Below are 26,731 nucleotides of genomic sequence, written 5' to 3'. Positions count from 1 at the left end.
TGTCAATTTGCCCGGTATTGATTGGCCAGTTTTTGGGGGTCAGCCCCGGATAGATAACGCAATAGCAATAGCCAGTTATGCAGGGTACGGCGGACAATCCCATCCTGCTGCCAGCGGCGGGGGGAGGTGCGGACCCGTTCAGGCAACAGGGTAAACCTGAATCCGGCTTGCCGGAGTTTGCGGGCCAACGCCACATCCTCCATCAGTGGAATGGCGGGGATTCCACCGATATCCTGTAAAGCTGCCCTGCTGACAAAGATGGCCTGATCACCATAGGGAAGCTCGAACAGCATGCAACGCAGGTCAACAAATCGTTCAATCAGGCGATAGGGGGGGGATGTTGCATCAATCCCCAGCCGGAAGGCACCCCAGTCAGCCCCGCGGTTGATCGCGGCAAGGATGGAGCTGAAGGCATGGGGGGGCAAAAAGGTGTCGGCATGCAGCATCACCAGGATATCGCCGCTGGCAGTGACGGCTCCTGCAGCCAACTGATTACCACGGCCTTTGATGGATGAGCCAAGCCGGAACACTGTGCCATCAGCAATAACCGCAATGGTTGAGCCGCCTGGATCGCCGTCAGCAACGATAATTTCAACATCAGGATCAATGGAACGCAGGTGGCTGATGATCCCGTTGATCTGTGCCTGCTCATGCAGTACCGGAATGATAACTGAAATCTTCATTGTGGCCGGGGCTGGTCTGTCAGCCCGGCAATGAGCTGTTGCACGCTCTCAAGCGCACCGGCATGGTCAAAGCGATCCAGCTGCCGCAGTAGAATTGTGAGTAACGGGTGGTCTGTAGCGGCGGATAACGTTACGATCTGCTGTAGCAGCTGTTCAGGGACAAGTTCCTGTTCGCGCAGGTAGGTGGTCAGTTCCTGTAGCAAGGGGAGCAGCTGCCCATGGTCAGCTGCTCTATGATCGCTGGCAGGGCCGGTTGCCACCTGTTCCTGGGTGAGCAGATAGCGTTTGATGGCCGACAAGCTCAGCTCCAGTTCATGGGTGAACAGTTCCATATCCGCCTGACGTGCATCTGAACGCAACTGCTGCTCCAGTGCAGCAGCAGCCTTCATCAGCTGCACAGCTCCAATGCTGCCGGAGACACCTTTGATGTTATGGGCCAGCTTCCGTGCATCAGCGGTTTTACCTTCAGCCAACAAGGCCTTAAGTTCATCTGCCGACCGGCCGTGTTCCTCTACAAAGGCCAGTAACAGCTTGTTCAGCAATAGGCTGTGATCGCCCAGGCGACGCAGGGCAGTGACACTATCAAACTCTGGCATATCCGTGGCAGAACCGTTCAGCTCAGGAGGTGTTACCTCTGTATCATGCTGCAGTAGCGATGGGGGGGCTGCTTTTTGAAAACGTTTCAGTACGGTGAGCAGTTCCACCGGGTTGAACGGTTTGGCTACAAAATCCACCATGCCTGCTGCAGCGCAGCGTTCACGGTCTTCCTGCATGACCGCAGCGGTCATGGCAATCACCGGCAGGGTAGCACTGTCATACCGTTCCCTGATTTTGCGGGTGGCCTCAAATCCATCCATTACCGGCATATGCAGGTCCATCAGGACAACGTCAAAGCAGGGATGTGTAATCAGCTCGAGCGCAGCAGCACCATGCTCGGCAAGGGTAACCTCTGCGCCGTACTGTTGCAGCATCTCAGCAGCCACCTCCTGATTGATCCGGTTGTCTTCCACCAGCAGGACACGCAGCCTGTCCAGTTCAAGCTTTCTCTGGTGCATTAGAGATGCTGTCAAAGAGTCAGGTCTGTCCCGGTTGTCTTCAGCAGTGCTGTGCAGCTTTCTTGCCTGCGTTCCCGGAGGAACTTTACGCATCTGAAGGACAAAGCTGAAGGTGCTGCCAACTCCCTTTTGGCTTGCGACGCTGATGGAACCGCCCATCAGTCCCACCAGTCTTTGGCAGATAGTCAACCCCAGGCCGGTGCCGCCGTATTTGCGGCTGATGGTGTTGTCAGCCTGGGTAAAGGCCTGGAACAGCCGGTCTGTTTCACCCTTGTCAAGGCCGATACCGGTATCCTGTACGGAAAAACAGAGCAAGACCGTTCTGCTGTCTTCCTGCAACTGTTCAACCTTGATATGGATCTCTCCGCTCTCGGTAAACTTGACGGCATTTCCCACCAGGTTGTTGAGTACCTGTGACAGGCGCATCGGATCCCCCTGAAGCACGGCAGGGAGGGAGGGAGGCAGTTCTACCGTGGTGGCAAGCCCTTTCTCTTCAATCTTTGCCCTGAAGAGTTCTATGGTATTCCTGATAACCTCTTCAACGGAGACCGGTAACTGTTCTATTTCAATACGGCCGGCTTCAATTTTTGAATAGTCAAGAATATCATTGAGAATTTCCATCAAGGCCTGAGATGCACTGTAGACCTTGAGCAGAAAGTCTCTCTGGCGCGGATCGAGTTCCGTCTCAAGTACCAGCCTGGTCAACCCCAGAATGGCGTTCATCGGGGTACGGATCTCATGACTCATGTTGGCCAGAAATTCTGATTTGGCCCGGTTGGCAGCCTCGGCCTCTGCCGTACGTTGCTCCAGTTGCAGTTGGGTCAGTTTTAACTCAGTAATATCCGAGACCAGCACAAAGAAGCCTCTGGTCTGCCCAGCGGCGATGTCAGGTATATAGTGGGCCCAGGTATAACCGATGCTGCCGTCGGCCTTGGTGAGGGAGCGTTCAAACCGCTGCAGCTCGCCGTTCAGTGCTGCCTTGATATAGGGTTCATTTTTAGCAAACAGTTCGTCACCCATCAGCTCGCGGATATGAATGCCGCGCATCTGGTCAGCTGTTTTCCCAAACCACTCCAGATAGGCGATGTTGGCAAAACGGTTATGCAGGTCCTTGTCCCAGTAACCCACCATGCCGGGGATGATATCGGTCAATACCCGCATGAACCGTTCACTCTCTTCAAGCGCCGCCTCAGCATTCTTATGTTTCGTGATATCCCGTGCGGCAGCGTAAATCAGGTTGGCGCAGGGGGCCGAGCGCCATTCAATCCAGCGGTAGGAGCCATCCTTGCAACGGTAGCGGTTGATGAAATTGAGAATCTGTTTGTTTGCATCCAGATCAGACAGCGCTGCCAGGGTGGCCGGGATGTCATCTGGATGGACAAAGTCAAGGAACTGCTTCCCGGTCAACTCCTCCAGGGTATAGCCGAGGGTTTCTTCCCAGGAACGGTTCAGCCGTTTGAAGTGACCTTCCAGATCTGCAATGCAGAGCATATCCAGGGCCATGCTGAAGAATCGATCCAGCTCTTCACTCAGTTTATGGATGCTTTCGTCTGAAGCTGCCTTCTGTTTTGAAAACTCCTCATGCCGTGTATGGAAAAAATGCAGGGTGAAACCGGCTGCCACCACACCCAGCAGAAACAGAGATCCCAGTATGGTCACTTCGTTCCGCCAGTCGGCATACACAACCTCAAGATCCCGGGATACCGCCACCACCAACGGTTTGTTCATCTTCAGCGTCACGGGCCGGATGGTGATTTGCGCCATCATCTGGTTTCTGCCGGTGGCATAGACAATACCGGTATGCACTGTCTGCAGCTTGCCGCTGGCGCGGTGCCTGCTGAAGAAACTGCCCGGCACGGCAAGGTTTTTGCCGATGAACTCCTTGTGGCCGGGTTCCATGAGGAACAGCAGGCCATCCCCGTGGGCTAGTGCAGAACGCATGTCCGGCGCGTACAAAACGGATAAAAGCAGGGTGCTGAAGTAATCCGGGTTAAGGGAGGCTGCGATGACGCCGGCAAAGCTGCCGTCAGGGTTGTACAGTGTCCTGCTCAGGTTGATAACGTAGCTGTTCAGGGCTGTCCTGAAGGGAGGAGAGACATACAGCAGATCCTCTCCCGCATGTTGTTGCGGAATCCTGAAATATTCACGATCACTGAAATCCTTTTCCAGTAGTTCGGCCCTGCTGGAAAGGCGGGTTATCCCCCGGGCATCCAGCCGCACTATGGTACGGACACCGGGCATGGCGTTTGTCAGGTCTTCAAAGCGTTGCTTGTAGCCAGGGTCGTTTGCCAGCAGGGCAGGGTCTTTTTGGAGTCTGAGCAGCAGTTTGTTCAACGACTCCAGGTTCCAGACCGTGTTTTTACTGATGATCTCCGCCTTCTGCAGAAGTTGTTCCTGCTCGCGTATCCCTGCCCGTTCATGTTCCCTGAACAGATACAGAAACAGCACCAGACCAAGTACGATGACGCCAAGACTGAAGATGGCCCAGTGGCGGGGCTGCCCTTTGGTAAAAGCGGTACTGTTCATGCGGGTTGTTGAGGATTGCCGGCTGCTTGTGGCGGTTTAAAAAAACGGTACTGTCCTCTGCCGGACTGTTTGACCTGATACATGGCCATATCCGCATGCTTCATAAGCTCCTCGACTGACAGTGCATCAAAAGGATAGCGGCTGATACCGATGCTGGGGGTGCTGCGCAGGGTCAGTTCACCGACCTGATAGGGTAGTGACAGGTTTTCCAGGATTTTTTGTGCCACGGTAATCTCACCGTTAACAGTCAGGTGACTGGTCATCACCACCACAAACTCATCTCCGCCAAGCCGGGCCACCAGATCACTTTCCCGCACGCTCTGCTTAAGCCGTGCCGCAACCTGTATCAAAAGCCCATCACCCACAGCATGCCCGAAGGTGTCATTGATGTTCTTGAAACGGTCAAGATCAATAAACATCACGGCAAGTTCAGTATGTTCCCGGCGTGCCAGGGCTATGGTCTGCTCCAGTACCACCTGTACATACATCCTGTTGGGCAGGCCGGTCAGGTAGTCGTGATTGGCAACATGGAGGATTTCAGCCTCTACGCTCTTCTGGCGGGAGATGTCCGTGAAACTGCCGATATAGAAATCAACCTGCCCCTTGGGGTTCCGGACGGTCGAGATGGTCAGCAGTTTGGGGTACACGCTCCCGTCTTTCCGGCGGTCCCACAGTTCTCCCTGCCAGAACCCCTGATCATGAAGACTCTGCCACATGTCCCGATATTCTTCCGGATTGGTGCGGCCGGAGGACAGTATTTTAGGATCCTGTCCCTTTATCTCCTCCAGCGGATATCCGGTCTGCCGGGTAAAGGCGCTGTTAATCTCAATGATCCGGTTGGAGCGGTCAGTGATCATGATCGCTTCACCACTGTAGTTGAAGACATGGCTGGCGAGGCGCAGTTCCCGTTCAATCCGTTTGCGCTGCAGAAGATTACGGACCCGTATCCTGAGCAGGGCCGTGACCACCGGTTTGGTGAGGTAATCGTCGGCTCCCAGCTCCAATCCGATTAACTGGCTTTGCTCAGAGTTGTCGGCAGTGACAAAGATAACAGGAATGCCGGCAGTGTCAGGATTGTCGCGCAGCCTGCGTAGTACCTCAATCCCGTTCATCTCCGGCATCATCATATCCAGCAGTATCAGCTCAGGACGGTCTTCACGGGCTGCCAGCTCTAGAGCGGCCTGGCCGCTGACAGCGGTTTTGATCCGGTAATCATCCTTTAACGCCGCCACCAGCAGGTGCAGGTTGGAGGGGCTGTCATCAACCAGCAGTATCAGGGGCAGATCTGTCTGTTGCGGATTCATGGCTGATCCAATCGATTCAGTTGCGGCGTATCTGCGGTCTGGTTCGGAAACTGCCTCGTTTTCTGCTCAATCTAACAATGTCAAATGGTTGTGAGATGTTGAGGAATGCTCCCTGTGTCTATGCATACAGGTAAGAGTACCTCTGTCCGGACCTGTGTCAAGCAGCCATGGCTGTTGTCCGCTTTTGCGCCTCTATGGCCAGAGGGGGCAGTCCAATCCCAGGCATTCATGGTTACGGGCCATCTGGGTACAGGCAAACGGCGTCACCTCCGGCATGTTCAGTGCCCATAGCTCTGCAGCAAGCCGCATCCCGGTACGCAGGGCAGTCCAGCAGTCGCGTTGACAGCACCGGGCGGCCTCATATTCCGCTATCTCGGCCAGAACCTGCTGCACAATCTGTTGCACGGTCTGGCGGCTGGCCGCCTTGAGCGGCGTTGCCTCCAACAGCACACTGAAGGCGATACCAATGCCGGTTGCAGCACCGCAGATCCCCATGAAACCACAACTGCCGCCACTGACCCCGGCGCCACGCTGGATAGCGGCATGCAGCTGCTCTGGGGTAACCGGGTGCCCGGCATTCCGCAGGCCGGCCAATAAGACACCAGGCACCAGGGCATGATATTGGGGGCCATGCAGCGGTATTGCCGGGTGCTGGCAGATATCCCTCATAAGCCGGATCGGGTCGGAGGTGTTGCCGGCTGCGCAGAGGTGTTCAATCAGGCTTAAGGTATCGCCGGTATGGCAGCTGTCGCAGACAAAGTGCCCCTGCTCGCAGCTGGCGTTGGCTGACCGTGTCTTGCCACAGAAATGGCAGGCGGTCTGTTGTTCGACCGGATGGTAGACCAAGGGGGCACCGCAGACCAGACAGCCGCTATCGAAGTTTTGTTGGGCTGTCGGCGCACTGTTCCTGCCTTCGGGTGGAAGGCAGCAGTTGGCGCCGGGCTCAATCAGCACATTGGTAACAAAGCCGTGGCTGTCCAGATGCCAGACCTGGGAACCCAGCAGATCAGCATCCTGTCTGGGGATTCGACTGACCTGCCCTGGCCGCAACCAGACACCGGAGGCGGTCAACAGGCCTGCTGCAGGGCCGGGGTAGAGGATCAGTACGCTTTCAGAACTGTTTTCCGGCTTCCGCACGCAAAAGGTCAGTGAGAAGAACGGATGGTTATTTACCACCCGGTAGGGCAGGCGCTTGATCACACTGAAACCGGTGAAACCGGTTTCGTCCAGGATACCCAGCAGGTCTTTCTGGGTCAGGGCACCGCTGATGCATTCACCCCGCAGGGTTTCATCATTCAGGATCGCTGCATCGGGTTCGGTCTCGCAGACCACATCAGCCGCCACCAGCCTGCCGCCCGGCTTCAGGATGCGCATGATCTCGCTGAAGGTGCTGCGCTTGTCAGCAGACAGGTTCAGCACGCAGTTGGAAACCACCAGGTCCTGCGAGCTGTCAGCAACAGGAAGTGATTCGAGAAAACCCTTTAAAAACTGCAGGTTGTTATAGCCAAGGTGCTCTTGTACTTCAACTGCGCCCTTTTGGGCCAGATCCAACATCGGCTCCAGCATGTCAATGCCGGTCACCATGCCGTCTTTCCCCACCAGCCGGGCAGCAATAAAACATTCCACACCGCTGCCGCAGCCCAGATCAACCATCTGCTCACCAGGTTTGAGGTCGGCATCCAGCACCGGACTGCCGCAGCCATACCCCCTGAAGCGGTAAGCAGCCGGGATGTGGTGCATCATGTTTTCATCGTAATGAACTGGATTCAGGATCTCCAGCCGCTTGTCTCCAACAGCCTCGGCGTAGTAGTTGCCCACCCGGCTGCGACTGTCGGCAGGAGGTTCCAGCGCCAGTAAACAATTGGTGTGGCAGAGCGCCACCGGGCCGTGACTGCCGCAGCTGACCAGCAGTTCTCCCATCTTGAGACGCAGTCCGGGGTGCGCAGCTTCAGGCAGCCGGTCTGCCGCCTGTTTGATCAGCTGCAGAGATAGCTGTTCAAACAGGGGCTGGTAGGGATCTGTACCGACAAAGCTGCCATCATGATGGTAGCAATGATCAAGGTCACCGCCACCCAGCAGAAAGCGCCAGGGATCGGCAAGGCCGGCTACACTGGTCTGCCTGATCCGGGCCAGTACGGGGCTTTGCTGCCAGGCCTGCAAAAGTCCCTGATCCAGTGGGGTCGCCAGCTCAGTAAGGTCGATGGTGGCTGCTGAGGGGTAGAGTTGATTGTCCGGGCCGATGGCCGCTGCCTCCCAGCCTGCACTGGAGCCATCGTGGATCGTGCCCGGTGCTGAGAAGATCTGGGCTTTCAGGTTTTCGATGTTGTCGATGGTGATGCCCCGTTGTTCTGCCTGTTGCAGGGCATTCAGCACCGGCTGCAGCAGTTCCGTCGGCTGCAGATGCTGGTCAGCGCTGCCCCGGCCACGGATAAAGTGCCACATCAGGTGCAGTGCGGTAGCCCCTTGGTCCGCAGCATAGTCAACCAGCCAGGTCAAGTCGCGGGCATTTTCCTTGGTGACGCAACAACTCAGGGTATAGCGCCAGCCCTGCTCACGCAGCCAGCAAAGCTGCTGTTCCAGGCGGATAAAACTGCCACTTCCCCGTAGTTGATCATGGTGCTCCGGCCTGCCGTCAAGGCTGATCTGCAGGTGAATCCGCTGCCTGGACCAGTCAGCCGCCAGTTTGTCAGACACAGACAGACCATTGGTCAGAACGGCAATCCGGCTGTCCGGTATGGCCAGGATATGGTTGATCAGCTCTGCAAAATCAGGATGCACCAGCGGTTCTCCGCCGGTCAGGGCAAACAGGCGGCATCCCTGGTCTGCTGCATCATCGACATGCTGTATCAGCTGTTGCAGAGAGAGTTGGCGCCCCTGGTCCGGGCCGGAACTGAACAGGCAGTGGCTGCAGGACAGGTTGCAGCGATCCGTGATATGCAGCCAGAGTTCCCGTAGCTGCGGTACAGTACCCAGCAGCGTCTGGCGGCCCTGGTAGCTGTTTGCAGGCGGATCGGGCAGCCGTTGCAGGAAGGTTGTGGTTGCAAGATCATGACTGGCCGTGTCGGCGGCCGGCATCTGCTGCAGCAACCGGTCACCATGTGCGGTGGGGACAAACCAGGCGGGACGATCAGGGCATAGCCAGACAGCAGTGGTATCAAGCTGGAAACGTGTCCAACGGGGTGGATCAAAGGTCATGGGGTAGTCGTGTTCCTGTTCTTGAATTGTGCATACAGAGCCGGGATCAGTGCAAACAGGCCTAACAGGGCAAATGAACCCAGCACCCGTGCTGAAGCGATATCAGACAGGTTATTGATGGAGGCCAGGCTTGCCCCGGCGTTAACATAGACAAAGCCACCCGGAATGATGCCAAAGAAGGTGCCCAGCATAAAGGTGCGCAAAGGCAGGCGGGTCAGTCCTGCAGCCAGATTAATTAGAAAGAACGGAAAGAGCGGGACAAGCCTAAGGAATAACAGGTAGTTGATGCCGCGTTCTTCAAGTTCCTTGTTCATTCCTTCAAGCTTGCTGCCGAACCTTCTGAGCACGGCGTCCCGCAGCAGGTAGCGGGTGAACAGAAAGGCGAGGGTGGCGCCGATAGAGGCGGCACTGACAGCGTAGATCGTACCCATGACCGGCCCGAAGATGGCGCCTGCAGAAAGCGACAGGATGGTGGCACCGGGCAGGGCCAGGCCGGTCTGGATGATATAGAGCGCCATGAAGGCTGTCACCATCAGCACGGTATGGTCTGCATGGAATGTCTGCAGCAGTTGACGGTTGGCCTTGAGACTCTCAAGGGTCAGATAGCGGCCCAGATCAAGATAAAAGAACAGGGCTACAATAGCCAGGCCGATCAGGCACAAGATGATTTTTTTACTCTTCACACGCTTCTCCGGACAGAAATGGATTCAAAGGGGATGCGTAACAGGCGCCAGATTCCCAGCTTGTCCTGGTCGCGGTATTCGCGCAGTCCGATCATCATCTTGAGGTGCCCGTCACGGGGCTGCGCTCGGTAGGTGCCCAGCAGGCGATCCCACCAGGGCTGGCTGAAGCCGAAGTTGCTGTCTGTTTCCGTGGGGATAACCGAGTGATGAACCCGGTGCATGTCCGGCGTGATCACAATCAGGCGCAACCAACGCTCAACCGGCAGGGGAATGGACAGATTGGCATGGTTGAACATCGAGGCGGCATTCAGCAGGATTTCAAATAGCAGTACGGTCTGCGGGTTCACACCAAACAGCAGCACGACAGCCATTTTGATGCACAGAGACAGAGCAATCTCAAACGGATGAAAACGATTGCCGGTTGACACATCCAGATCAAGGTCGGTGTGGTGCATCCGGTGCAGACGCCAGAACAGCGGCACACGGTGGAACAGACGGTGCTGCAGGTAGATCACCAGGTCCAGAACCAACAGGCCTGCTGCCATCTGAAACCAGCCCGGCAGCGTCAGCCGGTTGAACAGGCCCAGGTTGTTCGCCTGTGCTGTGGCTGCCAGTGCCACCGGTAGAATCGGGAAAAACAGGCGTATCACCAGGGAATCGGTCACAATGATGCTGAGATTTGCCAGCCAGCGTCTTTTTCTGGAGACCGTAAGCGGACGCCTTGGCCAGAACCGTTCTGCCACGGCAAGCAGCGCAAACAGGCCAACAAACACACTCAGCCTGATGGTTTCCGTCAAAGCGGGTAACTGGACCATCAACCCCTCTGCCATTTCAGCCAACCTGACAAAAGGCGGGTCACAAACGGTGTCAGGCGGGTACGGTTATAGGTGTCAGCCAGCTTCTTGACCACCTCTGCCTGGGTGGGGTAGGGGTGGATGGTTCGGGCAATGGCACCCAAACCAAGGTTGTTGGTGATGGCCAGTGTCAATTCATTGATCATCTCGCCGGCATGGCGGGCCACAATGGTCGCCCCCAGTATCCTGTCAGTACCTTTGCGCAGGTGAACCCTGGCAAATCCCTCTGTTGCTCCATCCAGTACAGCGCGATCAACCTCGGAAAGCGGGATCGTTATGGTGGTTACACTGATACCTTGGGCTGTTGCATCCTGTTCGTACATGCCCACATGGGCGATCTCCGGATCGGTGTAGGTACACCAGGGTATGATCAGGTCCGACACCTTCTGTCGGCCTTTGAAGAGGGCATTGGCCAGCAGGATCCGGGCCTGGGCATCGGCCATATGGGTGAACTTGTAGGCCGAACAGATATCGCCGGCTGCATAGATGTTCGCATTGGTGGTCTGCAGCCGGTCATTGACCTTGACGCCGCTTCTGTCAAACTCGACTCCGGCTGTCTGCAGTGCCAGTCCCTCCGTGTTGGGGGCACGGCCCACACCAACCAGAATCTGATCAACCGTGACCTCCAGGGGATGTCCTTCCTGCTCAAGATGCAGAACCTTCCGGCTACCTCTGGATGTAACGGCTGCTATTTTAACGCCAAGCTGAAGATCAATCCCTTCTCGAATCAAGGTCTCCTGCAGGATTGCGGCAGCATCACGGTCTTCCCGGCCCAGGATGGCGGGAGCCAGTTCAATCAGGGTTACCTTGCTGCCAAAGCGGCAAAAGGTCTGGGCCAACTCGCAACCGATCGGACCGGCCCCAATCACAGCCAGGTGAAGCGGCTGTTCAGTCAGTGAAAAGACCGTCTCATTGGTCAGATACCCGGCTTCAGCCAGCCCGGGTACTGCTGGCGCCGCTGCCCGGGCTCCGGTACAGATGGCAGCCTTTTTAAACTGCAGCGTCTTGCCAGCCACATTTACACTGTCCGGCCCGCTGAAGCATGCTTCGCCAATAAACAGATCAACTCCCAGTTCATCCCGGAACCGTTCGGCAGAATCGTGGCAGCTGATCCCGGCCCGCAGGCGCTGCATCCGCTCCATGGCAACCGTGAAATCAAAGCCGGCAAGGTTGCTGCCCTGCATGCCAAACTCGGAAGCGGTACGAGCATCATGTATTGCCCTGGCTGCACGGATCAGGGCCTTGGAGGGCACACAGCCGGTGTTGAGGCAGTCGCCTCCCATCAGGTTGCGTTCCACCAGGGCTACCTTTGCTCCCAGGCCTGCTGCCCCGGCAGCGCAGATCAGACCGGCTGTTCCGGCACCGATCACCACCAGATTATACCGCCCAAGCGGTTCCGGGTTAGTCCAATGGCCGGGATGGACATTTTCAGCCAGCTGCCTGTTGTACGGTGTATCAGGCAGTATCCGGGGAACGGCAGTCATCAGGGGCTCTTGACAAACTGCATGGCTGCCGAGTTCATGCAATAACGCAGCCCGGTCGGCTTTGGGCCATCATTGAAGACATGGCCCAGATGGGCATCGCAGCGGCTGCAGACCACTTCGGTGCGTCGCATGAACAGACTGTTGTCAGGTCGCTCGGTTACATTTTCAGGGGCAACCGGTTGCCAGAAACTGGGCCAGCCGGTGCCAGAATCAAACTTGTGCTCAGAACTGAACAGATCGTTGCCGCAGCCGATGCAACGATAGATCCCCTTGTCATGGGTATTCCAGGTCGCTCCGCTAAACGGCGCTTCGGTGCCTTTTTCGCGGGTGACGTTGTATTGTTGAGGGGTCAACAGTTTTTTCCATTCCTCTTCAGTCTTGATAACCTTGTCGCTCATGATGTACCCCTTACTGGCAACGGAATAGAGTTTGATGGTTTTTACCGCTTCTGAAGCTGTTTTCGCGGCTGTGGTGGCGGTGGAGGTCGTGCTGTTGCTGCAGGCCAGCAACAGGGCCAACAGGATCGTTCCTACCAACAGTAGCATGCTTTTCATGACAGCACCCCTTTTCGGTTAATGACCGGCTGCAGTTCCCCACAGCTCTTTCAAACGCTTGTCCCGGCCACAGTTTGCACGATAGAAGCGGTATCTGAACGGGTTCTTTTTGTAATAATGACGATGGTATTCTTCTGCTGGATAGAATGTACTGGCAGGCTCAATTCCGGTTAGAATCGCTTCTTTGAAACGTTTTGTCCTGTTGACCTGATCTTTGGAGTCCTGAGCCAGTTTGTGCTGCTGTTCAGAAAGGTAGAAGATGGCTGCCCGGTACTGGTGACCGGTGTCGCAGAACTGGCGGTCAGTTACGGTTGGATCGATATTGTGCCAGAATACCTGCAGCAGTTTTTGGTAACTGATCTTGCTGGGGTCAAAGGTGATCTCAACCGCTTCAGCATGGCCTGTGCCGCCGGCAGAGACCTCCTGATAGGTCGGATTCAGTTTGGTGCCGCCGGTGTAGCCGGGCATGACTGACAGAACGCCCGGTAATGTATCAAAGGGCTGTTCCATGCACCAGAAGCAGCCACCGGCAAAGATCGCCCTCTCAGTTGTCGCTGCAGTTGCACCAGTACTGTGCAGGCAGCTGATAAGGACCAGACAGGCAAGGATGCTACGGTAGATCGCTTTCCACACGACAGGCCTCCTGTATATGTTGATTAAACAGGTAGACATTATAGCACAGAACATCAGTGGTTTGTCGAGAGGGTGATATCTCCGTACCAGGCAGTGGCCTCTGCACCGGTGTTGTCGGTATCAGTCATGATGGCAACGGCGCCTGCCTCGGGCGGGTCTTCGCCAAATACACGGCGAAAATCAGCCAGGAGGTCGCGTTCTTCAGTAACCCACTGACCTGCTTTTGACGGCCCGGATTCAACAGCAATCAGCATGGCATTTGAGGTAAAGGCGTTGGGGACAAACTCTCCCTTGGGCAGTTTGTTGGCCCAGATGTAGTTTAATGCCCGCATCTGCCAGAAGAAACGGCCCGGAAAGACCACATAGACCCGGGCAGCATAGTCATCACCCTGTTTGCTCTTTTCATTGCCCTGAGCAATGGTGTTGGAAATTTTCCAGCTCCATTTGAGGTAGCGGTAGTTGGCAGGTTTGAATGTAATCTTTTTTGACAGGCCTGATGCAGCGGCCTTGGCATGTGCCTTGAGGACGCTCCTGCCATTTTCCTGTACTATTGTGTACTCGGTGGTGCCTTTGAAGCTCTTGCTTTCCCAGCCCTTGATCCCTTCAGAACCGAAACGGGATAGGGCAATCTCGTCTGCAAAGGCGGGGATGGCAAAAAACATCAGAATTAGTGCAGGCCACTTGATCATAGTATTCTCGCAAATCTCAGTTTCAGACGGTTCAACCAGCGTCTGGCCGATGAGACCGGTTTGGCAGGAAAGTCAGTCTTGTTGATCAACAGATCAACAACATGGCCTGCTGCAGTTGCAGTTGTAAGGCTATCACTGCAGGATGCACAAGAGGAAATGACCGGCCGGCCGGCTGCCTCAGCAGCAATAAGCCTGGTTTCCTGTTTGATGGTGCCCGGAACGCAGCCTTCCACCATGCCGCCCTGGCCACAACAGCGGGTGGTTGTTCCGTGGGAGGGCAGCTCTTCAATCTGGTACCCGCAGGATTGCACCAGTTGACGGACAGCGGTTTGCTGTGCCGGATCAAACCGGGCTGGGCAGGGATCATGAATGGTTACTACATTAAGAGGAGAAGCAGGAGGCGTGGGCAGGGTGCCTGCTGCAAGTACCTCATAGGCGCTGGTAACATCAAGCCCTTCTCCATAGTTACGCATAATCTTGCTGCAGCCGGGGCAGGCGGTGAGAATACGAGTGATACCTTTGTGCCGTAACCGTTGTGACAACCGTCCAAAGAGCGCGGTGAAGCGGTCTGTTAATCCCAGGTCATGGGATATCTTACCACAACAATCCAGAACTAGGCCGATGGCTGGTTCCATCAGGCGCAGACGCTTGAACAGCTCTAGCACTGCATCCGGTCTAGTGCCGGGTAAAGAACAGCCCGGGAAAAAGACGATGGTGCAGCCAGGCGGAATCAAATCCCGTCTGAAAAACGGAGAGGCCCCCATTTTTTCATAGTTGAGCCAGGGGGCATATGCTTTCAGGTCTACCAGTCCCCGATCTGCCGCCTCACTACGCATGGCACGCAGCATGCCGGAAGGTGAAAGACTCTCAGGACAGACAGCATCGCACAGGCCGCACAATGAACAGCCATAGGCAGCAAGCAGGTTGCGGTCAGTTGCCCCCTGCTGGGCTATTGACAGCGGAGTACCCTGCTGTTGCAGAAAGCTGCAAGGGCGAACACATTCGCCGCAGGAGGTGCAGCTGGCAGCCATATCTGTCATGGCCGCCCTGGTTGTTTGCTGTAGCTCTCTCAGGTTAACGGCCTGTTACAAACAGTTCTTTGAAGGGCCATTCGGCAATGCCACCCTCCAGAATCTGCATCCGGTCTTCTGATACACCTTTTGATTCAAGGTAGTTGTAGCTGTTTTTGGCGCCTGACTTGCCACGGGGACAGACCACCACCACTAGATCTTTAGAGCTCTTGATACGCGCAAGAACCTTGTCCAGACGTGCTTTTTCTTCATCCGTCTTGGCAGGAAAGGCATTAGTCTCTATCGAGCCGGGAATGTGCTGTTTTTCAAAATCAGCTGCAGGCTGAATGTCCACCAGGATGACCGGTGTTTTCTTGTCAAGAAGCTCTTTCAGCTCCTGTGGTTCAATATAATTGGCAGCCAGGGCCATTGTTGCGGATGCAAGGGTGAGGGTAAATGACAGGACAAGTTTCTTCAGCATGGTGTTGTTTCTCCTTTGTATGCAGAAAAGTGAATATATTTGATACCAATTTGTATGCTTGCCTGGCAAATAGATAATCTGATAGAAAAGCGTTAGTGTTAATTTATTATTTAGATAGGTGACGCTATGACATTGAAACAGTTGGAAGTATTTCTGGCCGTTGCCGATACCCGGAGTTTCTCTAAGGGAGGTGAGGCGGTCAGTCTGGCCCAATCCACCGCCAGCCAGCATATCCGGGCACTGGAAGAGGAACTGAATGCACGCCTCTTTGATCGCTCGGCAAGCCAGGTTGCGTTGACTGAGGTCGGGCGGCTTTTTTACGACCATGCCGCCGGGATCTGCAGGCACTGCAATGAGGCTGTTGAGGCGGTCAGACGCTTCCAGGGGCTTGAGCAGGCAACCTTGCGGGTAGGGGCCAGTACCATTCCGGCTGCCTTTCTCATCCCTGATATGCTGGGACGTTTCAGCACGGCCTGGCCCGGTGTCCGCCTTGAACTCCAGCAGGGGGACACCCGAGAGGTGCTGCGCTTGTTGCAAGATGAACTGGTTGAGCTGGCAGTGGTGGGTGGACAGCTTGATGATGACAGTATCAGTATGCAGGAGGTTATGACCGAGCGGATCATACTGGTTGCCAGGCCTGATCTGTGTCCGGCAACCATGATAGAACGTGATCAGCTCCTACAGCTGCCACTGGTGATTCGAGAAGCCGGCTCGGGTACCCGTACGGCCGTAGATGCTGCGCTTCAAAAAAGCGGGCTGGATCCGCGCCAGCTGCGGGTGGTTGCTCAACTTGGCAGCAGTGAGGCAGTCCGGCGCGCCGTATTAAGCGGGGCAGGGGCAGCCTTTGTATCAACCCTTGCCGTTGGGCATGAGCTGGCAGATGGCACGCTTGTCGAGTTGAAGGTCAGCGGACTTACGGTTCATCGTAGTTTTTATCTGGCCTGGCGCAGGGGCAAGAGTTTGTCACCGGCTGCACTTGAGTTTATGGCAATGGTAAAGCAAAGTCAGTAATCTCCCGTGTGGGTGAGAAAATACCAGCACGGATTGGCTACATGTCTCTGTGTTGTCTGATACACGATCGGTGACGTATTGCACGGCAGGGGAAGAGGACGATATGGGACTTACAGAATATATTTTTAGGGTCATGACTAGAACAGCGGATTTTGTCTGATGATTTTAAGCATCATTTTGTACAAATCCTGATCTCTGAAATTGAATCTAAACTCGCACTCCTTGAGGTGCAAGTAAAAGGTTGCAGAGTTCATACCTCTGAACCTGGTTAGCCTCGATTTGGCAAAGCCCCAGAAGCCTTCTATACCGTTGATGTGGGTCTTGCCCCTAGCGAACTCATTACGGCCATGATCAACTCTTAGGTGCTTGCCATAGCCGACATCTACAAGTCCATTATAGCCACGCCAGCCGTCGGAATATATGATGCTCTCCGGCTCTACTTTTCCACGGATGATGGCTTGTAGCGTTGCTTTAGAGCAATCAGGAACAATCTCGGTGTAGACTTTACCATTACGCTTGAAGACACCGAAAACAATTGTTTTGCCATATGCACCACGCCCACGCTTACCTTTTATGCGTCGGGCTCCAAAGAACGATTCATCGACTTCAATCTCGCCAGAAAATGGAGATTGCTGCTCACAAAACTCGGCCAGACGAATACGAATGGCTTTGAGAAAACGGTTAACAGTATTTCGATTCAGGCCGCTCAATTCAGCGATCTGAGTCGCCTCCAAATTCAGTGAAAACAGCCGTAATAATTCCCTGAATTTGGCCTCTGAAATTTTTGAACGATTTGCGTACCTATTTTTCATTGTCATGACTAGATGTTAGCACACTTTCTAATGTGCTGTTCTAGTCATGACCCTATTTTTATTGCAGCCTTTTTTGGATTACCCGGGCTGCTGGGGGCCTGGCTGGCCCGTTCCAGAGGCAAGAGCCCCCTGCTATGGGGGCTCTTGTCAGCACCGTTTCCGTTCTTTGTGTTTATTCTCTGGTTTCAAAAGCCTGATCAGGAGGTGCCGGGCTACTTCAGGAAATGCCCTTCCTGCGGAGGAGTGTACCCCTGGAAACTGGCTGCCTGTAAATACTGCGGGGCAGAGATACACCGGCAACAGTAGCTATTGCACAGTTAGTTCCATTGGCTGGTCGTCCCGGGTCAGCAAAAAATCAAATGGCGGCAGTCCGTGCTGTAGAAGGATCTGCAGTATTTTGGGCTGCAACAGGGCTTTTTGATCTTCTGAAGCAAACCTGAGAAAGGTGCGCAGGAGTGCTTCCACTGCTTCCACCGGTTCTCCTTTAATATCCTTGACCTGATCAGCGTGATCCAGGGTAAACAAGGCCGGGTAGGTGCCGTCGGGTTTGAAAAAACCCATGATCCTATGCACCTCATCGTTACCAAGAATCTCTTTTACACCCTCCAGTATCTCGTTCAACCCGGCAATCAGTGCCGGCAGTTTTTCAGTCAGGGAGATGATGATATCCAGTCCGACCTGCAGTTCCTCCATCCGCTGCATGAACAGCTCCATCAACTCACCCTTGATCAGACCACCGTGTTGAGGCATCAGTGCCAGTGGCGCCGGACTAAGCGCACGGATCTTTTTCACCGCAAGCCGGATCGCTTCGTTGCTGGGCATGTAGAGCTGGTGAAATGCCTTGATTCCAGCCCAGTTTTCCTCAGTGGCATGCAGTCCTGTTGCGGCAATGCCACCGAACAGATCGCCGGTGAACAGGATGCGTGATTCCAGATCGTAGATCATGCAGGCACCGCGGAAATGACAAAACGGGGTAGGGATAAATTGCAGTTTATGTCCGGTGGGCAGCCCGACGGTCTGTCCCTGAACCCGGTCAACTGCCCGAAAACTGGTTTGAGACATCCCGTTCAGGTTGACCAGCCGCCAGGTATCCTCTGTGGCAATAACCGTCAGATTCTGGTTCAGCTTGGTTAATGTGGGCAACACGCCGACAACATCAGGGTCCTGATGGTTGATAAAGACCAGGTTGAGTTTTGACAGGCCACCGGGCAACACGGCAGAGACCTTTTGGGAAAGACTGTCCAGATCATTGGTCGGCCCCGGGTCGATCAGCAGAGAGCCGGTAGTACCATTTCCCTTGAAGATCCTTAGGAAGCTGTTGCGACTCAAGAAGGTCTTGGTTCCCGCTCCAACCCAGTAAACCCCGTTTGCCAGCTCGCTTACCTGGTCCATGTTTATGAGATCATGCATCTGAGATTAACTCCTTGTTAAGATAGGATTATTGTGCGTCTGATTCAGCAAAATAGTTGGTTTCAAACAGATAACGGCCAAAGTGACTGTCTGAGCCGGAGATATGTTTTATGAACCAATCCAGCAGTACCGTATTGGCGGCTATCAGGTGATTGATCTGAGGAGGGTCATTTGAGGTTAGTTGCCCTTTGAGATCATGAATTTTTTTCATAAAACCGAGGTGCTGAAGCCGGTGTGATTCGTACTCGGGATATGATGACGCCTTCTGGATGGTTTCTTCAGTAGTAAAGTGCTGGATCGCATAGCTATCAAGAAACTTGAGTAGTTCTAATAATTCTGAACTACCTTTGCCATTACGGCAGGCCAGCAGGAACGAGTTGAAAGCCTCCACCAGGCTCTGGTGTTGTTTGTCTATTTCAATAACGCCTATTTCCAGTCCCTTGCGCCAATAGACACCCATTTGCGCCACTCCGTTGTTTTCTCGTGTGTAGAAAGTATGTGCTGTTTGTGCTGATTTACTGACTTTTTGCTGCCTGTTAAGCTGAAACCAAGGCCGACAAAGGAAAAACCGCCACAAAGTGCGGTCAGGTCAATGGTCCGTAGCTAGCAGGGTATTGGAGGTGCAGTCAGGCAACAGGGGACCGAACATGTTGAAATAAGGCTAAAATGTTACCGGAATGTATCTTTTGTGTTTTTTCAAGCATTCTTAACGTCTTTTCAACGTCAGGGGAATCTCCGCAAAACCGTTGAAAAATATTACGTTCAATCAAGGATTGCTCGAAATCAACCACCGCGGTTAGGGCCTGTAGTTCGGTAAGTTGGTTGGTTTCAAGCCGTGTATAAAAATCCTGCATGTAAGCAATCATACCGCTAATAGTATAAGTCCGTGTTTTGCCTTCACCAAAACAGGCGATGCCTGCATGACAGGCAGTCTGTAACTGTTCAATCCAACCGGCGTGTTCCATTTCCTCAGAAACAAGTTCAAGATAACTGTCTGCATGTTCAGGAAAAAGTTGGGCAAGCTTCTGATAGATAGATGCCATTAACATTTCCTGTTCTTTAAACAATTCCAGTATTTTGTTTTGGTAGGGTTCCAGTGTAGATTGAGCATTGCGGTCATTTGTGGCTGATTTTGTTTTCTTTTCAGGAGTAGTCAAAGCCCCTGTCCGGGTAGCCGTAGTCAATTTTGCATAGAGGGCTTCAATTGAGGCGACATGATCCTGATCGCTCGACATCATCGCCTTGAATAGACCTGCAAAAGACTCCTCAGTGAATTCAGCCATGCAGGAAAGGTGGAGATCAACCAAAAAATGTTCAAGTTTGATGGCAAAGGCCAGGGCCTCAACCAAAGGCAGAGGTTTAGCAGTCACTTTTTTTATACCGGTTGTAAGCCGTTCAATCAGCTGATCAGCTTTTTTAAGGCTGATACCGGTGCTGAGGTGAATGCCTTTATGTAATTTCAAGGCCAGGATAAACTGGTCGGCATGATTTTGTTCTTCACGAGCCGTTTTCCGCCAGAGGTAATCAGCCTCAGGGGAATCAGCATATGCCTCGGCAAAACAGTAGTAGAGGTCTCTGCTAAGCAGTTCAATTGTCTTGCATTTTTCCAGCAGGAGCTGGTCGGTATATGAGATGCCGGTTAAGGCTTTGTCTGGTTTATCCATGCAGTATTGCTCCACCTGAATAGCGGGGCGTTTTCAGTCTGAAGCGCCCCGCCTGAAGACCCTACTCAACCTTCGTGAACTTGCCCTTTTCTCCACACTTCTCACATTTTTGCGGTTTGCAGCGTCCTTCCTTGCTGAAGCCGCAGTCGCATTTCCAGGTTGCCATTGTTCTATCACCTCCTTGGTCGTTATTTGATACAGACTTTTCTGACCTCTTTCAGATCAGTCAATCCCTGGAAGCATTTAAGAATTCCATCCTGTTTCAGGGTGGTCATGCCATCATCGATCGCCTGACGGCGGATTGCCTCAATCTCAGATTTACGCTTGATCAGGGTCTTCATTTCATCGGTACCCTGTAACAGTTCATGGATTCCCAGACGGCCTTTGTAGCCGGAATCACCACATTTAGGGCATCCGGTTGCCTTACAAAGCTTGATGTCGGCAGGGTTTATGCCGGTCTTTTTGAACGCCTCCACCCCGTACTCCATAATGATATCTTCCAGCTCTTTGCGGTCCGGCTGATACTCCTGTTTGCAGTCACAGAGACGACGGCAGAGACGTTGGGCAAGAATACAGAGAATGGCGTCTGAGAACGAGAATGGATCCAGTTCCATATCCAGCAGACGGGTAACCGTCTCCGGTGCCGAGTTGGTGTGCAGGGTGGAAAAGACCAGGTGGCCGGTCAGGGATGATTCAACGCCGATCTCGGCAGTTTCCTGATCCCGCATCTCACCCACCATGATCACATCAGGGTCGGCCCGCAGGAAGGAACGCAAGGCTGCGGCAAAGGTAAAACCGATCTTGGGGTGCACCTGCACCTGTCGCAGGCCCCGCTGCGTGATCTCCACCGGATCTTCAGCAGTCCAGATCTTGGTTTCAGGGGTATTGATAACGGAAATGGCAGAATGCAAGGTGGTGGTCTTGCCGGAACCGGTGGGGCCGACAACCAGTACCAGCCCATAGGGCTGATTGATGCATTCCAGCAGGACCTTGCTGTTACGCTCAGTGAGCCCCAGCTTGTCATAGGGCAGGGCGGCCTCACCTGAAGCCAGCACCCGCATGACCACGTCTTCAAGCTGACCGGCTGTCGGTACTGTGGCTACCCGCAGCTCAATATCGAGCGGACCAAACTTTTTGAAGTCGATCTTGCCGTCCTGAGGCTTGCGGCGCTCTGAAATGTCAAGGCCGCACATGATCTTGATCCGGGAAGGGATGGCGTATTTATATTTATAGGGTATGCGCTGATAGACCTTGCAACGGCCATCGATCCGGGTACGTACAATGACATCCTCTTTGCCGGGATAGGGCTCAATATGGATATCAGACACTTTGCCCTGGACTGCATCAATGATGATCTTGTTTACCAGTTGGACAATGACGCTGTCCTGTTCAGAGACTTTTGATGACTCCTGCTCGATTTCAGGCTCATCCGTTGCGTCCAGCTTGTTGATCAATTCATCTATGCTGCCTCCTGATCCCAGAGAGGCCCCACGGTTGTAGAATAGGCCGATATAACTCTGAATATCATCCCTGAAGGCCCCGACATAACTGATCCGTTTGTATTCAGGATAGATGAATTTGATCATGTCCTGACGCCCCAGATCAGTCGGGTCATCCATGATGATATAGAGTACACCGTTTTCAACCTTGTACGGCACCCACCACTCCTTCATCAAACGGTCCGGCCTGATCCGCTTGAGCAGCTCTTCCTCCATGGGAGGGGCTGCCGGCTCATACTTGATGAACTCAGTGCCAAAGAAGAGCGACAGCGCCTTGGCCATCTCTTCTCTGGGGACCTTGTATTCGCGCATCAAAACAGCATCAAGGCCGAACTTGGCAACATCCGGGTGTACAGATGCCTTTTCAATCGCCTTGTCATCCAGAATATTGCGGTCCAGCAGGTAGTTGTAGCGGCTGCGCTGGCGAATGATCTTGGTGGTTACCTGCAAGCGGTAGATGTTGTGAATGGCAATTGAAAGCGATGTCCCCAGCTCCAGGGCGTAGGTGATATCCGTATCGTCAAAGGGGGTGCCGTTCTGCTTGTTGATGATCTGAATCACACCGATCAGGGTGCGTTGGAACTTCATCGGCACACAGAGGACCTGTTTGGTAACAAAGCCGGTTTTTTGATCCCAGGAGTGATCAAACTTGAGGTTGGAGCTGATCATCTTCAGTTCATGATCATTGTAGGCGTCTTTGATATTCAGTACCGTACCGGACAGGGCACAGTATCCTGCAAGACTGGTATCAGAGATCGGTACTACGATCTGTTTGACCTCCGAGCCTGATAAAACCTTTGATATCAGAAGATTGCGTTTTGCATCAGCCAGATAGATCGTGATGCGCTGGGCGGTAAACAGAGCTGCAATACTGTCTTTTATATGAAGCAGGATAGTGTTGAGATTATCAGCGGAATGGATCTCGTTAATCTTGTCCATCAACCGTTTGCGGTACTCAAGCTGTTGTTTGAGCAGGTTCATATCTGACGTTGGAGATTGGTCCATGATTGTACTCCAAACCGAGATTGGGGCTTACTGATACCGTTGAATGGTGCAAGAATACCAGATACCGGCTGATACTCAAGAAAATGATACAGGTTATTTTCTGCGTCAACGTTTGACTCATGCTGAAATACTGGTACAATCGGCGGAAAACAGCCTGATTACTCCCATCCAATCCAACTTCGCCTGATATCTTTTCTGGAGGTGTCTCATGAAAAAACTGTTGTTTGTCCTGCTGATTAGCCTCGTTCTCATGCCGGTACTGGCTTTTGCTGCGCCGGTAGGAAAAATCACCGGACTTAATGGCCAGGCCTACATGCGGGTTAAGGCCGGCGTACCTTATACACCACTCACCAAGGGCACTGCTATTGCCACCGGCACCTGGATCAAGACCGGTCCCAAAGGCTGGGTTGAATTGACCCTGAATGATAAGAGCACCTTCACTCTGGCCAATAATACCGAATTCGAGGTGACCGGCTTCCTGCTAACCAAGAACAAGCGGGAAGGTACCTTTAATCTGGCAGAAGGCAAGTTGCGGGCTTCAGTGGTAAAGTTCGGCGGTAAACAGAGTGGTATGACAGTGAAGAGCGGCACGGCGGTTGCCGGAATCAAGGGCACCGAGTTTCTCATGCTGTCACAAGGGCAGGCCAACGTGTTTTTCGGCAATGAAGGCACTGTATCGGTTTCCGGTGACGGGAAGTCCGGGCAGCAGCCGCTTACTTCGTCCACCTATGTTCAGAATACCCGTGGTTTGCCTCCGGCAGAGCCGGTTAAGATTGACCAGGGAACACCACTGGCTGAGGCAAAAGGCATATTCGATGGCGTAACCGCTGCCGAGCCCCCCAAAGAATGGACTGACTCAGGAAAAATTGTTGATATTTGTGCGCGCTGGAACATCAATCATGGCCACTACCTGGCAGACAGCGGCAAGTATCAGGACGCCCTGAACGTGTTTCAGATTGCACTGGACCTGACCAAGGTTGAATCTGTACGGGCCGATGCCCATATGGAGCGCGGCGCCGTATATGCCCGCTTCCTGTCCAATCCGGAACTTGCCCTGGCAGAGTATCTGTTGGTGCTGGAAGAATACCCCAGTCTGCCCCAGGCTGAATTCGCCCTGTTTAATGCTGCTCAGACCCTTGCTGAAATGGGCTTTAACGAGCAGGCCAAGCTGCGCTTCGAACAGTATCTCAAGATGTATCCCCAGGGGAAACAACGCAGCAATGCCGAAACCCTGCTGAACGGCATCGGTAAGTAGGCATAACTGTATGAAAAAACGCCTTGCTTTCGTTGTCTTTGGTTTGATTGCCGCTATCCTCACGTTTGTGGCCTATCGACAGGCCCCCCAGGCGTTGCAACAGCTTGATTACCGGATGAAGGATGCCCGCTTTCGTGTCCGGGGGCCGATTAAGCCGGACAAGAATGTTGTGGTGGTGGCGATCGATCATGCCAGTATCAAGGAGATCGGTCGCTGGCCCTGGTCCCGAGAAGTAACCGGGCGTTTGATCCAAAACCTGGCAAGCTATGGGGTCAAAGTCACTGCGCTGGATATTGTCTTTTCAGAGCCCCAAAACCCGGCCGCAGATGCTGCCCTGGCCAGTTCTATTGCCAAGGCGGACAATGTGGTCATGGGCTATTTTTTCCGTGACGAGGAACAGTCTGTTGATCCGGCGGCCATTGCCCAGATGGAGCGGGCAACGGTCAAGCTGATGAGGGTTGCTGAAGGGGTGCAATCCATTCCGCTGACTGAATATGCCAACCTGGATGTTAATCTGCCGCAGCTGGGTGCCGGGGCACGTGATTTCGGTTTTTTCAATGCCAGACCTGATGGTGATGGATTGTACCGGCGCTCAATCCTGCTGCTGCTCTACAATGGTGATATCTATCCTTCTCTGGCTCTGAAGGCGCTGCGTCACTATCTGAACAGTGATATCATGCTGGAGGTGAAGTCCTACGGCATTGATGGTCTGCAGATCGGCTCCCTGCGAATTCCCTCCCGTGAAGACGGCACCATGTCGTTAAACTATTACGGACCGGCTCACTCCTTCAGAACGGTATCCGCAGCTGATGTACTCAAAAAACGGTTGAAGCCCGATGAGCTGAAAGGCGCCATTGCCTTTGTAGGCGCCACTGAGATCGGAATTTACGATATCCGGCCAACACCGTTTGATGCCACCCAGCCAGGTGTTGAGCTGCATGCCACTGTTGCAGCAAATGCCCTTGAACGTCGTTTCCTGAAGTACGATGGGATTACGCAAATGCAGGAGATGCTCTGCATCCTGCTGTTGCCGATCCTGCTGGGGGTTGTGCTGGCTTTTGTGCCTGGCACATTTGCCGGCTTGGCTGCCTTTGCTGGAACGGCCGTACTGTTTTTGGCGGTAAACTATTTTGGGTTTACCCTGGGTTTGCGGGATATGACCATCATCTATCCAATGCTTGGCATCGGCCTGACCTACCTGGGCAGCGAATCCTGGCGAAATCTGGTGGTTGAAAAAAAGGGGAGGCAGCTGAAGAAGGCTTTTTCCAATTATGTTTCCCCTGATCTGGTGCGCGAAATTGAAAAAAATCCTGACAAACTGGTGTTGGGGGGTGAACAACGTGAAATTTCAATTTTATTCTCAGATATCCGCGGTTTTACAACAGTTTCAGAAAGTCTGACGCCTCCTGAACTCGTAACACTTTTAAATGAATATCTTTCACCGATGACCAGGATTGTGCTGGAAGAAAAGGGGACGCTGGATAAGTTTATCGGCGATGCAGTTATGGCAATCTTTAATGCCCCACTGGATGTTCCCGGTCATGCAGAGCATGCCTGCGCTGCTGCTGTCCGAATGCTTGAAGAGTTAAAACGCCTGAACGAGGGGTTTGCAGAGCGTGGCATGCATACCCTGGATATTGGGGTCGGTATCAATACGGGACCGGCAGTTGTGGGTAACATGGGGGCAGATATCCGTTTTGACTACACCGCCATCGGGGATTCAGTCAATCTTGCCTCCCGTCTGGAAGGGCTGAACAAGTATTATGGCTCCCATATTCTGGTCAGTGAGGATACCCGTAACCAGGTGTCAAGCGAGCGCTTTGTATTCCGTGAAGTTGACCGGGTACGGGTCAAGGGCAAACATTTGCCGATTGTCATGTATGAGCTGATGATTACCAATCTTGCACTGTTGCCACAGTTTGAAGAAGGGCTTGAAAAATACCGTGCAAAGCAGTTTGTTGCAGCGCAGCAGATCTTTGACCGGTTAGTTGCTGACTACTCTGATGGCCCTTCACGTCTCTACAGTAATCGTTGTGCAGAGTACCTTGAAACGCCGCCTCCAGCAGACTGGGATGGCGTGTACACGGCCAAAAGCAAATAATGCCTGAATTACCGGAAGTCGAAAGTGTTCTGCAATGTCTGACCACCAGTAATCCCTCGCTGATAGGAAGGCTGGTCCGTGAGGTGCGGATTCTGCGTGATTCGGTAGTTGAAGGGGATGCAGATACTGTTGTACAAACAGTCACAGGACTAACCTGCTGTGCTGTTTGCCGGCATGGCAAGTATCTGTTCTTTGGATTTCAAGGTTGTTCTGAGCAGAAACCGGTTTGGCTGGCCCTGCATCTGCGCATGACCGGTCGCCTGTTTCTGGTGCCGGAGCAGGAGATTGCAGAACGTCATACCCGGTTCTCATTGCTGCTTGACCACGGTTTGGCGCTTCGTTTTGACGACCCCCGTGCCTTTGGGCGAGTCTGGTTGATTGATGAACCGTCAGAAGTCACCGGCAAGCTGGGACCGGATGCACTGCTAATCCGGCAGAATACATTTTTGGACCGTTTGCATGGTACGCGGAGGCAGTTGAAACCGTTACTGTTGGATCAGTCGTTTGTGGCAGGAGTCGGTAATATCTATGCCGATGAAACATTATTCCGTGCTCAGCTGCATCCTGCCCGTTTGTCTGCAGATCTGTCATCACCGGAGGCAGAGCGTTTGTATCATGCCCTGCATGGTGTGCTGGTTCAGGCTGTTGCTGCCAAAGGTGCCAATATTGATGGTGTCTTTGAGGCAGGCTCATTTCCGGTTGCGGTGTATGGCAGGGGAGGCAGACCATGCATTGTCTGTGGTACTTTGATTGTTAAAGAACGGCTTGGTCAGAGGGGAACCCATTTTTGCCCTGTTTGCCAGCCGCTCGGGTAGTTTGGGGA

The 26,731-nt window shown here is 53.6% G+C and carries 22 protein-coding genes; 4 read left to right on the top strand and 18 right to left on the bottom strand.

The features are described 5' to 3' along the window. Positions 1–2: 2 nt before the first annotated feature. From FY034_RS09030 to FY034_RS08975, 12 genes are all read right to left on the bottom strand, one after another. Positions 3–683: a TIGR04283 family arsenosugar biosynthesis glycosyltransferase gene (locus FY034_RS09030; RefSeq protein ID WP_265549761.1), complete on the bottom strand. Its 681-nt coding sequence runs from the start codon at positions 681–683 to the stop codon at positions 3–5. Then, entirely contained in the window at positions 680–4,264 is a 3,585-nt protein-coding gene (locus tag FY034_RS09025; RefSeq protein ID WP_265549759.1) for a PAS domain S-box protein, read from the bottom strand. Before FY034_RS09025 ends, FY034_RS09030 begins: the two co-directional genes overlap by 4 nt. Further along, entirely contained in the window at positions 4,261–5,568 is a 1,308-nt protein-coding gene (locus FY034_RS09020; RefSeq protein ID WP_265549757.1) for a diguanylate cyclase domain-containing protein, read from the bottom strand. Before FY034_RS09020 ends, FY034_RS09025 begins: the two co-directional genes overlap by 4 nt. A 192-nt stretch (positions 5,569–5,760) precedes the next feature. Next, positions 5,761–8,763, bottom strand: a complete 3,003-nt coding sequence (locus FY034_RS09015; RefSeq protein ID WP_265549755.1) for a DUF5714 domain-containing protein — start codon at positions 8,761–8,763, stop codon at positions 5,761–5,763. Continuing rightward, complete coding sequence (locus tag FY034_RS09010; RefSeq protein ID WP_265549752.1) at positions 8,760–9,446, bottom strand: TVP38/TMEM64 family protein; 687 nt, start codon at positions 9,444–9,446, stop codon at positions 8,760–8,762. Before FY034_RS09010 ends, FY034_RS09015 begins: the two co-directional genes overlap by 4 nt. Further along, entirely contained in the window at positions 9,443–10,261 is an 819-nt protein-coding gene (locus FY034_RS09005; protein WP_265549750.1) for a sterol desaturase family protein, read from the bottom strand. The genes FY034_RS09010 and FY034_RS09005 overlap by 4 nt, the downstream gene beginning before the upstream one ends. Beyond that, positions 10,261–11,784 carry a mercuric reductase gene (locus FY034_RS09000; protein ID WP_265549748.1) on the bottom strand — a complete coding sequence of 508 codons (1,524 nt, stop codon included), beginning with the start codon at positions 11,782–11,784 and terminating at the stop codon, positions 10,261–10,263. The genes FY034_RS09005 and FY034_RS09000 overlap by 1 nt, the downstream gene beginning before the upstream one ends. Then, complete coding sequence (msrB, locus tag FY034_RS08995) at positions 11,784–12,338, bottom strand: peptide-methionine (R)-S-oxide reductase MsrB (protein WP_265549746.1); 555 nt, start codon at positions 12,336–12,338, stop codon at positions 11,784–11,786. The genes FY034_RS09000 and msrB overlap by 1 nt, the downstream gene beginning before the upstream one ends. A gap of 18 nt (positions 12,339–12,356) precedes the next feature. After that, positions 12,357–12,971, bottom strand: coding sequence for a peptide-methionine (S)-S-oxide reductase MsrA (msrA, locus tag FY034_RS08990; protein WP_265549744.1), 615 nt, complete (start codon positions 12,969–12,971; stop codon positions 12,357–12,359). A 53-nt stretch (positions 12,972–13,024) separates the two neighbouring features. Beyond that, complete coding sequence (locus FY034_RS08985; protein WP_265549742.1) at positions 13,025–13,660, bottom strand: DUF3047 domain-containing protein; 636 nt, start codon at positions 13,658–13,660, stop codon at positions 13,025–13,027. Further along, positions 13,657–14,700, bottom strand: coding sequence for a (Fe-S)-binding protein (locus tag FY034_RS08980; protein ID WP_265549741.1), 1,044 nt, complete (start codon positions 14,698–14,700; stop codon positions 13,657–13,659). Before FY034_RS08980 ends, FY034_RS08985 begins: the two co-directional genes overlap by 4 nt. Positions 14,701–14,734: 34 nt before the next feature. Next, the gene (locus tag FY034_RS08975; RefSeq protein WP_265549739.1) at positions 14,735–15,151 is read right to left on the bottom strand and encodes a rhodanese-like domain-containing protein; all 417 of its coding nucleotides are present in this window, start codon (positions 15,149–15,151) and stop codon (positions 14,735–14,737) included. Between the two features lie 126 nt (positions 15,152–15,277). Here FY034_RS08975 and FY034_RS08970 point away from each other — a divergent pair, with 126 nt between their 5' ends. After that, on the top strand, positions 15,278–16,162 hold the full coding sequence (locus FY034_RS08970) for a selenium metabolism-associated LysR family transcriptional regulator (RefSeq protein ID WP_265549737.1): 885 nt from the start codon (positions 15,278–15,280) through the stop codon (positions 16,160–16,162). A gap of 137 nt (positions 16,163–16,299) precedes the next feature. Here the strand turns inward: FY034_RS08970 and FY034_RS08965 are convergent, their stop codons facing one another. The 6 genes from FY034_RS08965 to FY034_RS08940 form a co-directional block, all read right to left on the bottom strand. Beyond that, entirely contained in the window at positions 16,300–16,980 is a 681-nt protein-coding gene (locus FY034_RS08965) for an IS1595 family transposase (protein WP_265549735.1), read from the bottom strand. 300 nt (positions 16,981–17,280) lie between these two features. Beyond that, complete coding sequence (locus FY034_RS08960) at positions 17,281–18,384, bottom strand: MBL fold metallo-hydrolase (RefSeq protein ID WP_265549733.1); 1,104 nt, start codon at positions 18,382–18,384, stop codon at positions 17,281–17,283. A 28-nt stretch (positions 18,385–18,412) separates the two neighbouring features. Beyond that, on the bottom strand, positions 18,413–18,844 hold the full coding sequence (locus tag FY034_RS08955) for a bacteriohemerythrin (protein WP_265555239.1): 432 nt from the start codon (positions 18,842–18,844) through the stop codon (positions 18,413–18,415). Between the two features lie 166 nt (positions 18,845–19,010). Next, positions 19,011–20,048 carry a hypothetical protein gene (locus tag FY034_RS08950; protein ID WP_265549731.1) on the bottom strand — a complete coding sequence of 346 codons (1,038 nt, stop codon included), beginning with the start codon at positions 20,046–20,048 and terminating at the stop codon, positions 19,011–19,013. A 61-nt stretch (positions 20,049–20,109) separates the two neighbouring features. After that, complete coding sequence (locus tag FY034_RS08945; RefSeq protein ID WP_265549729.1) at positions 20,110–20,214, bottom strand: RCKP-type rubredoxin-like domain-containing protein; 105 nt, start codon at positions 20,212–20,214, stop codon at positions 20,110–20,112. 22 nt (positions 20,215–20,236) lie between these two features. After that, positions 20,237–22,552, bottom strand: a complete 2,316-nt coding sequence (locus FY034_RS08940; protein ID WP_265549727.1) for a GspE/PulE family protein — start codon at positions 22,550–22,552, stop codon at positions 20,237–20,239. A gap of 208 nt (positions 22,553–22,760) precedes the next feature. On the opposite strand from FY034_RS08940, the gene FY034_RS08935 reads away from it, so the two are divergent. From FY034_RS08935 to mutM, 3 genes are read left to right on the top strand one after another with little or no spacing between them, the layout of a single operon-like run. Next, the gene (locus FY034_RS08935) at positions 22,761–23,807 is read left to right on the top strand and encodes a FecR domain-containing protein (protein WP_265549725.1); all 1,047 of its coding nucleotides are present in this window, start codon (positions 22,761–22,763) and stop codon (positions 23,805–23,807) included. Between the two features lie 10 nt (positions 23,808–23,817). Continuing rightward, the gene (locus tag FY034_RS08930) at positions 23,818–25,908 is read left to right on the top strand and encodes a CHASE2 domain-containing protein (RefSeq protein WP_265549723.1); all 2,091 of its coding nucleotides are present in this window, start codon (positions 23,818–23,820) and stop codon (positions 25,906–25,908) included. Continuing rightward, positions 25,908–26,723 carry a DNA-formamidopyrimidine glycosylase gene (mutM, locus tag FY034_RS08925; protein WP_265549721.1) on the top strand — a complete coding sequence of 272 codons (816 nt, stop codon included), beginning with the start codon at positions 25,908–25,910 and terminating at the stop codon, positions 26,721–26,723. The genes FY034_RS08930 and mutM overlap by 1 nt, the downstream gene beginning before the upstream one ends. Positions 26,724–26,731: the final 8 nt, after the last annotated feature.

It is taken from the genome of Trichlorobacter lovleyi (assembly GCF_015239775.1).
Classification (GTDB): Bacteria; Desulfobacterota; Desulfuromonadia; order Geobacterales; family Pseudopelobacteraceae; genus Trichlorobacter; species Trichlorobacter lovleyi_B.
Note: the sequence above shows the minus strand (reverse complement) of the source record. Positions and strands in the feature narration are given on the sequence as shown.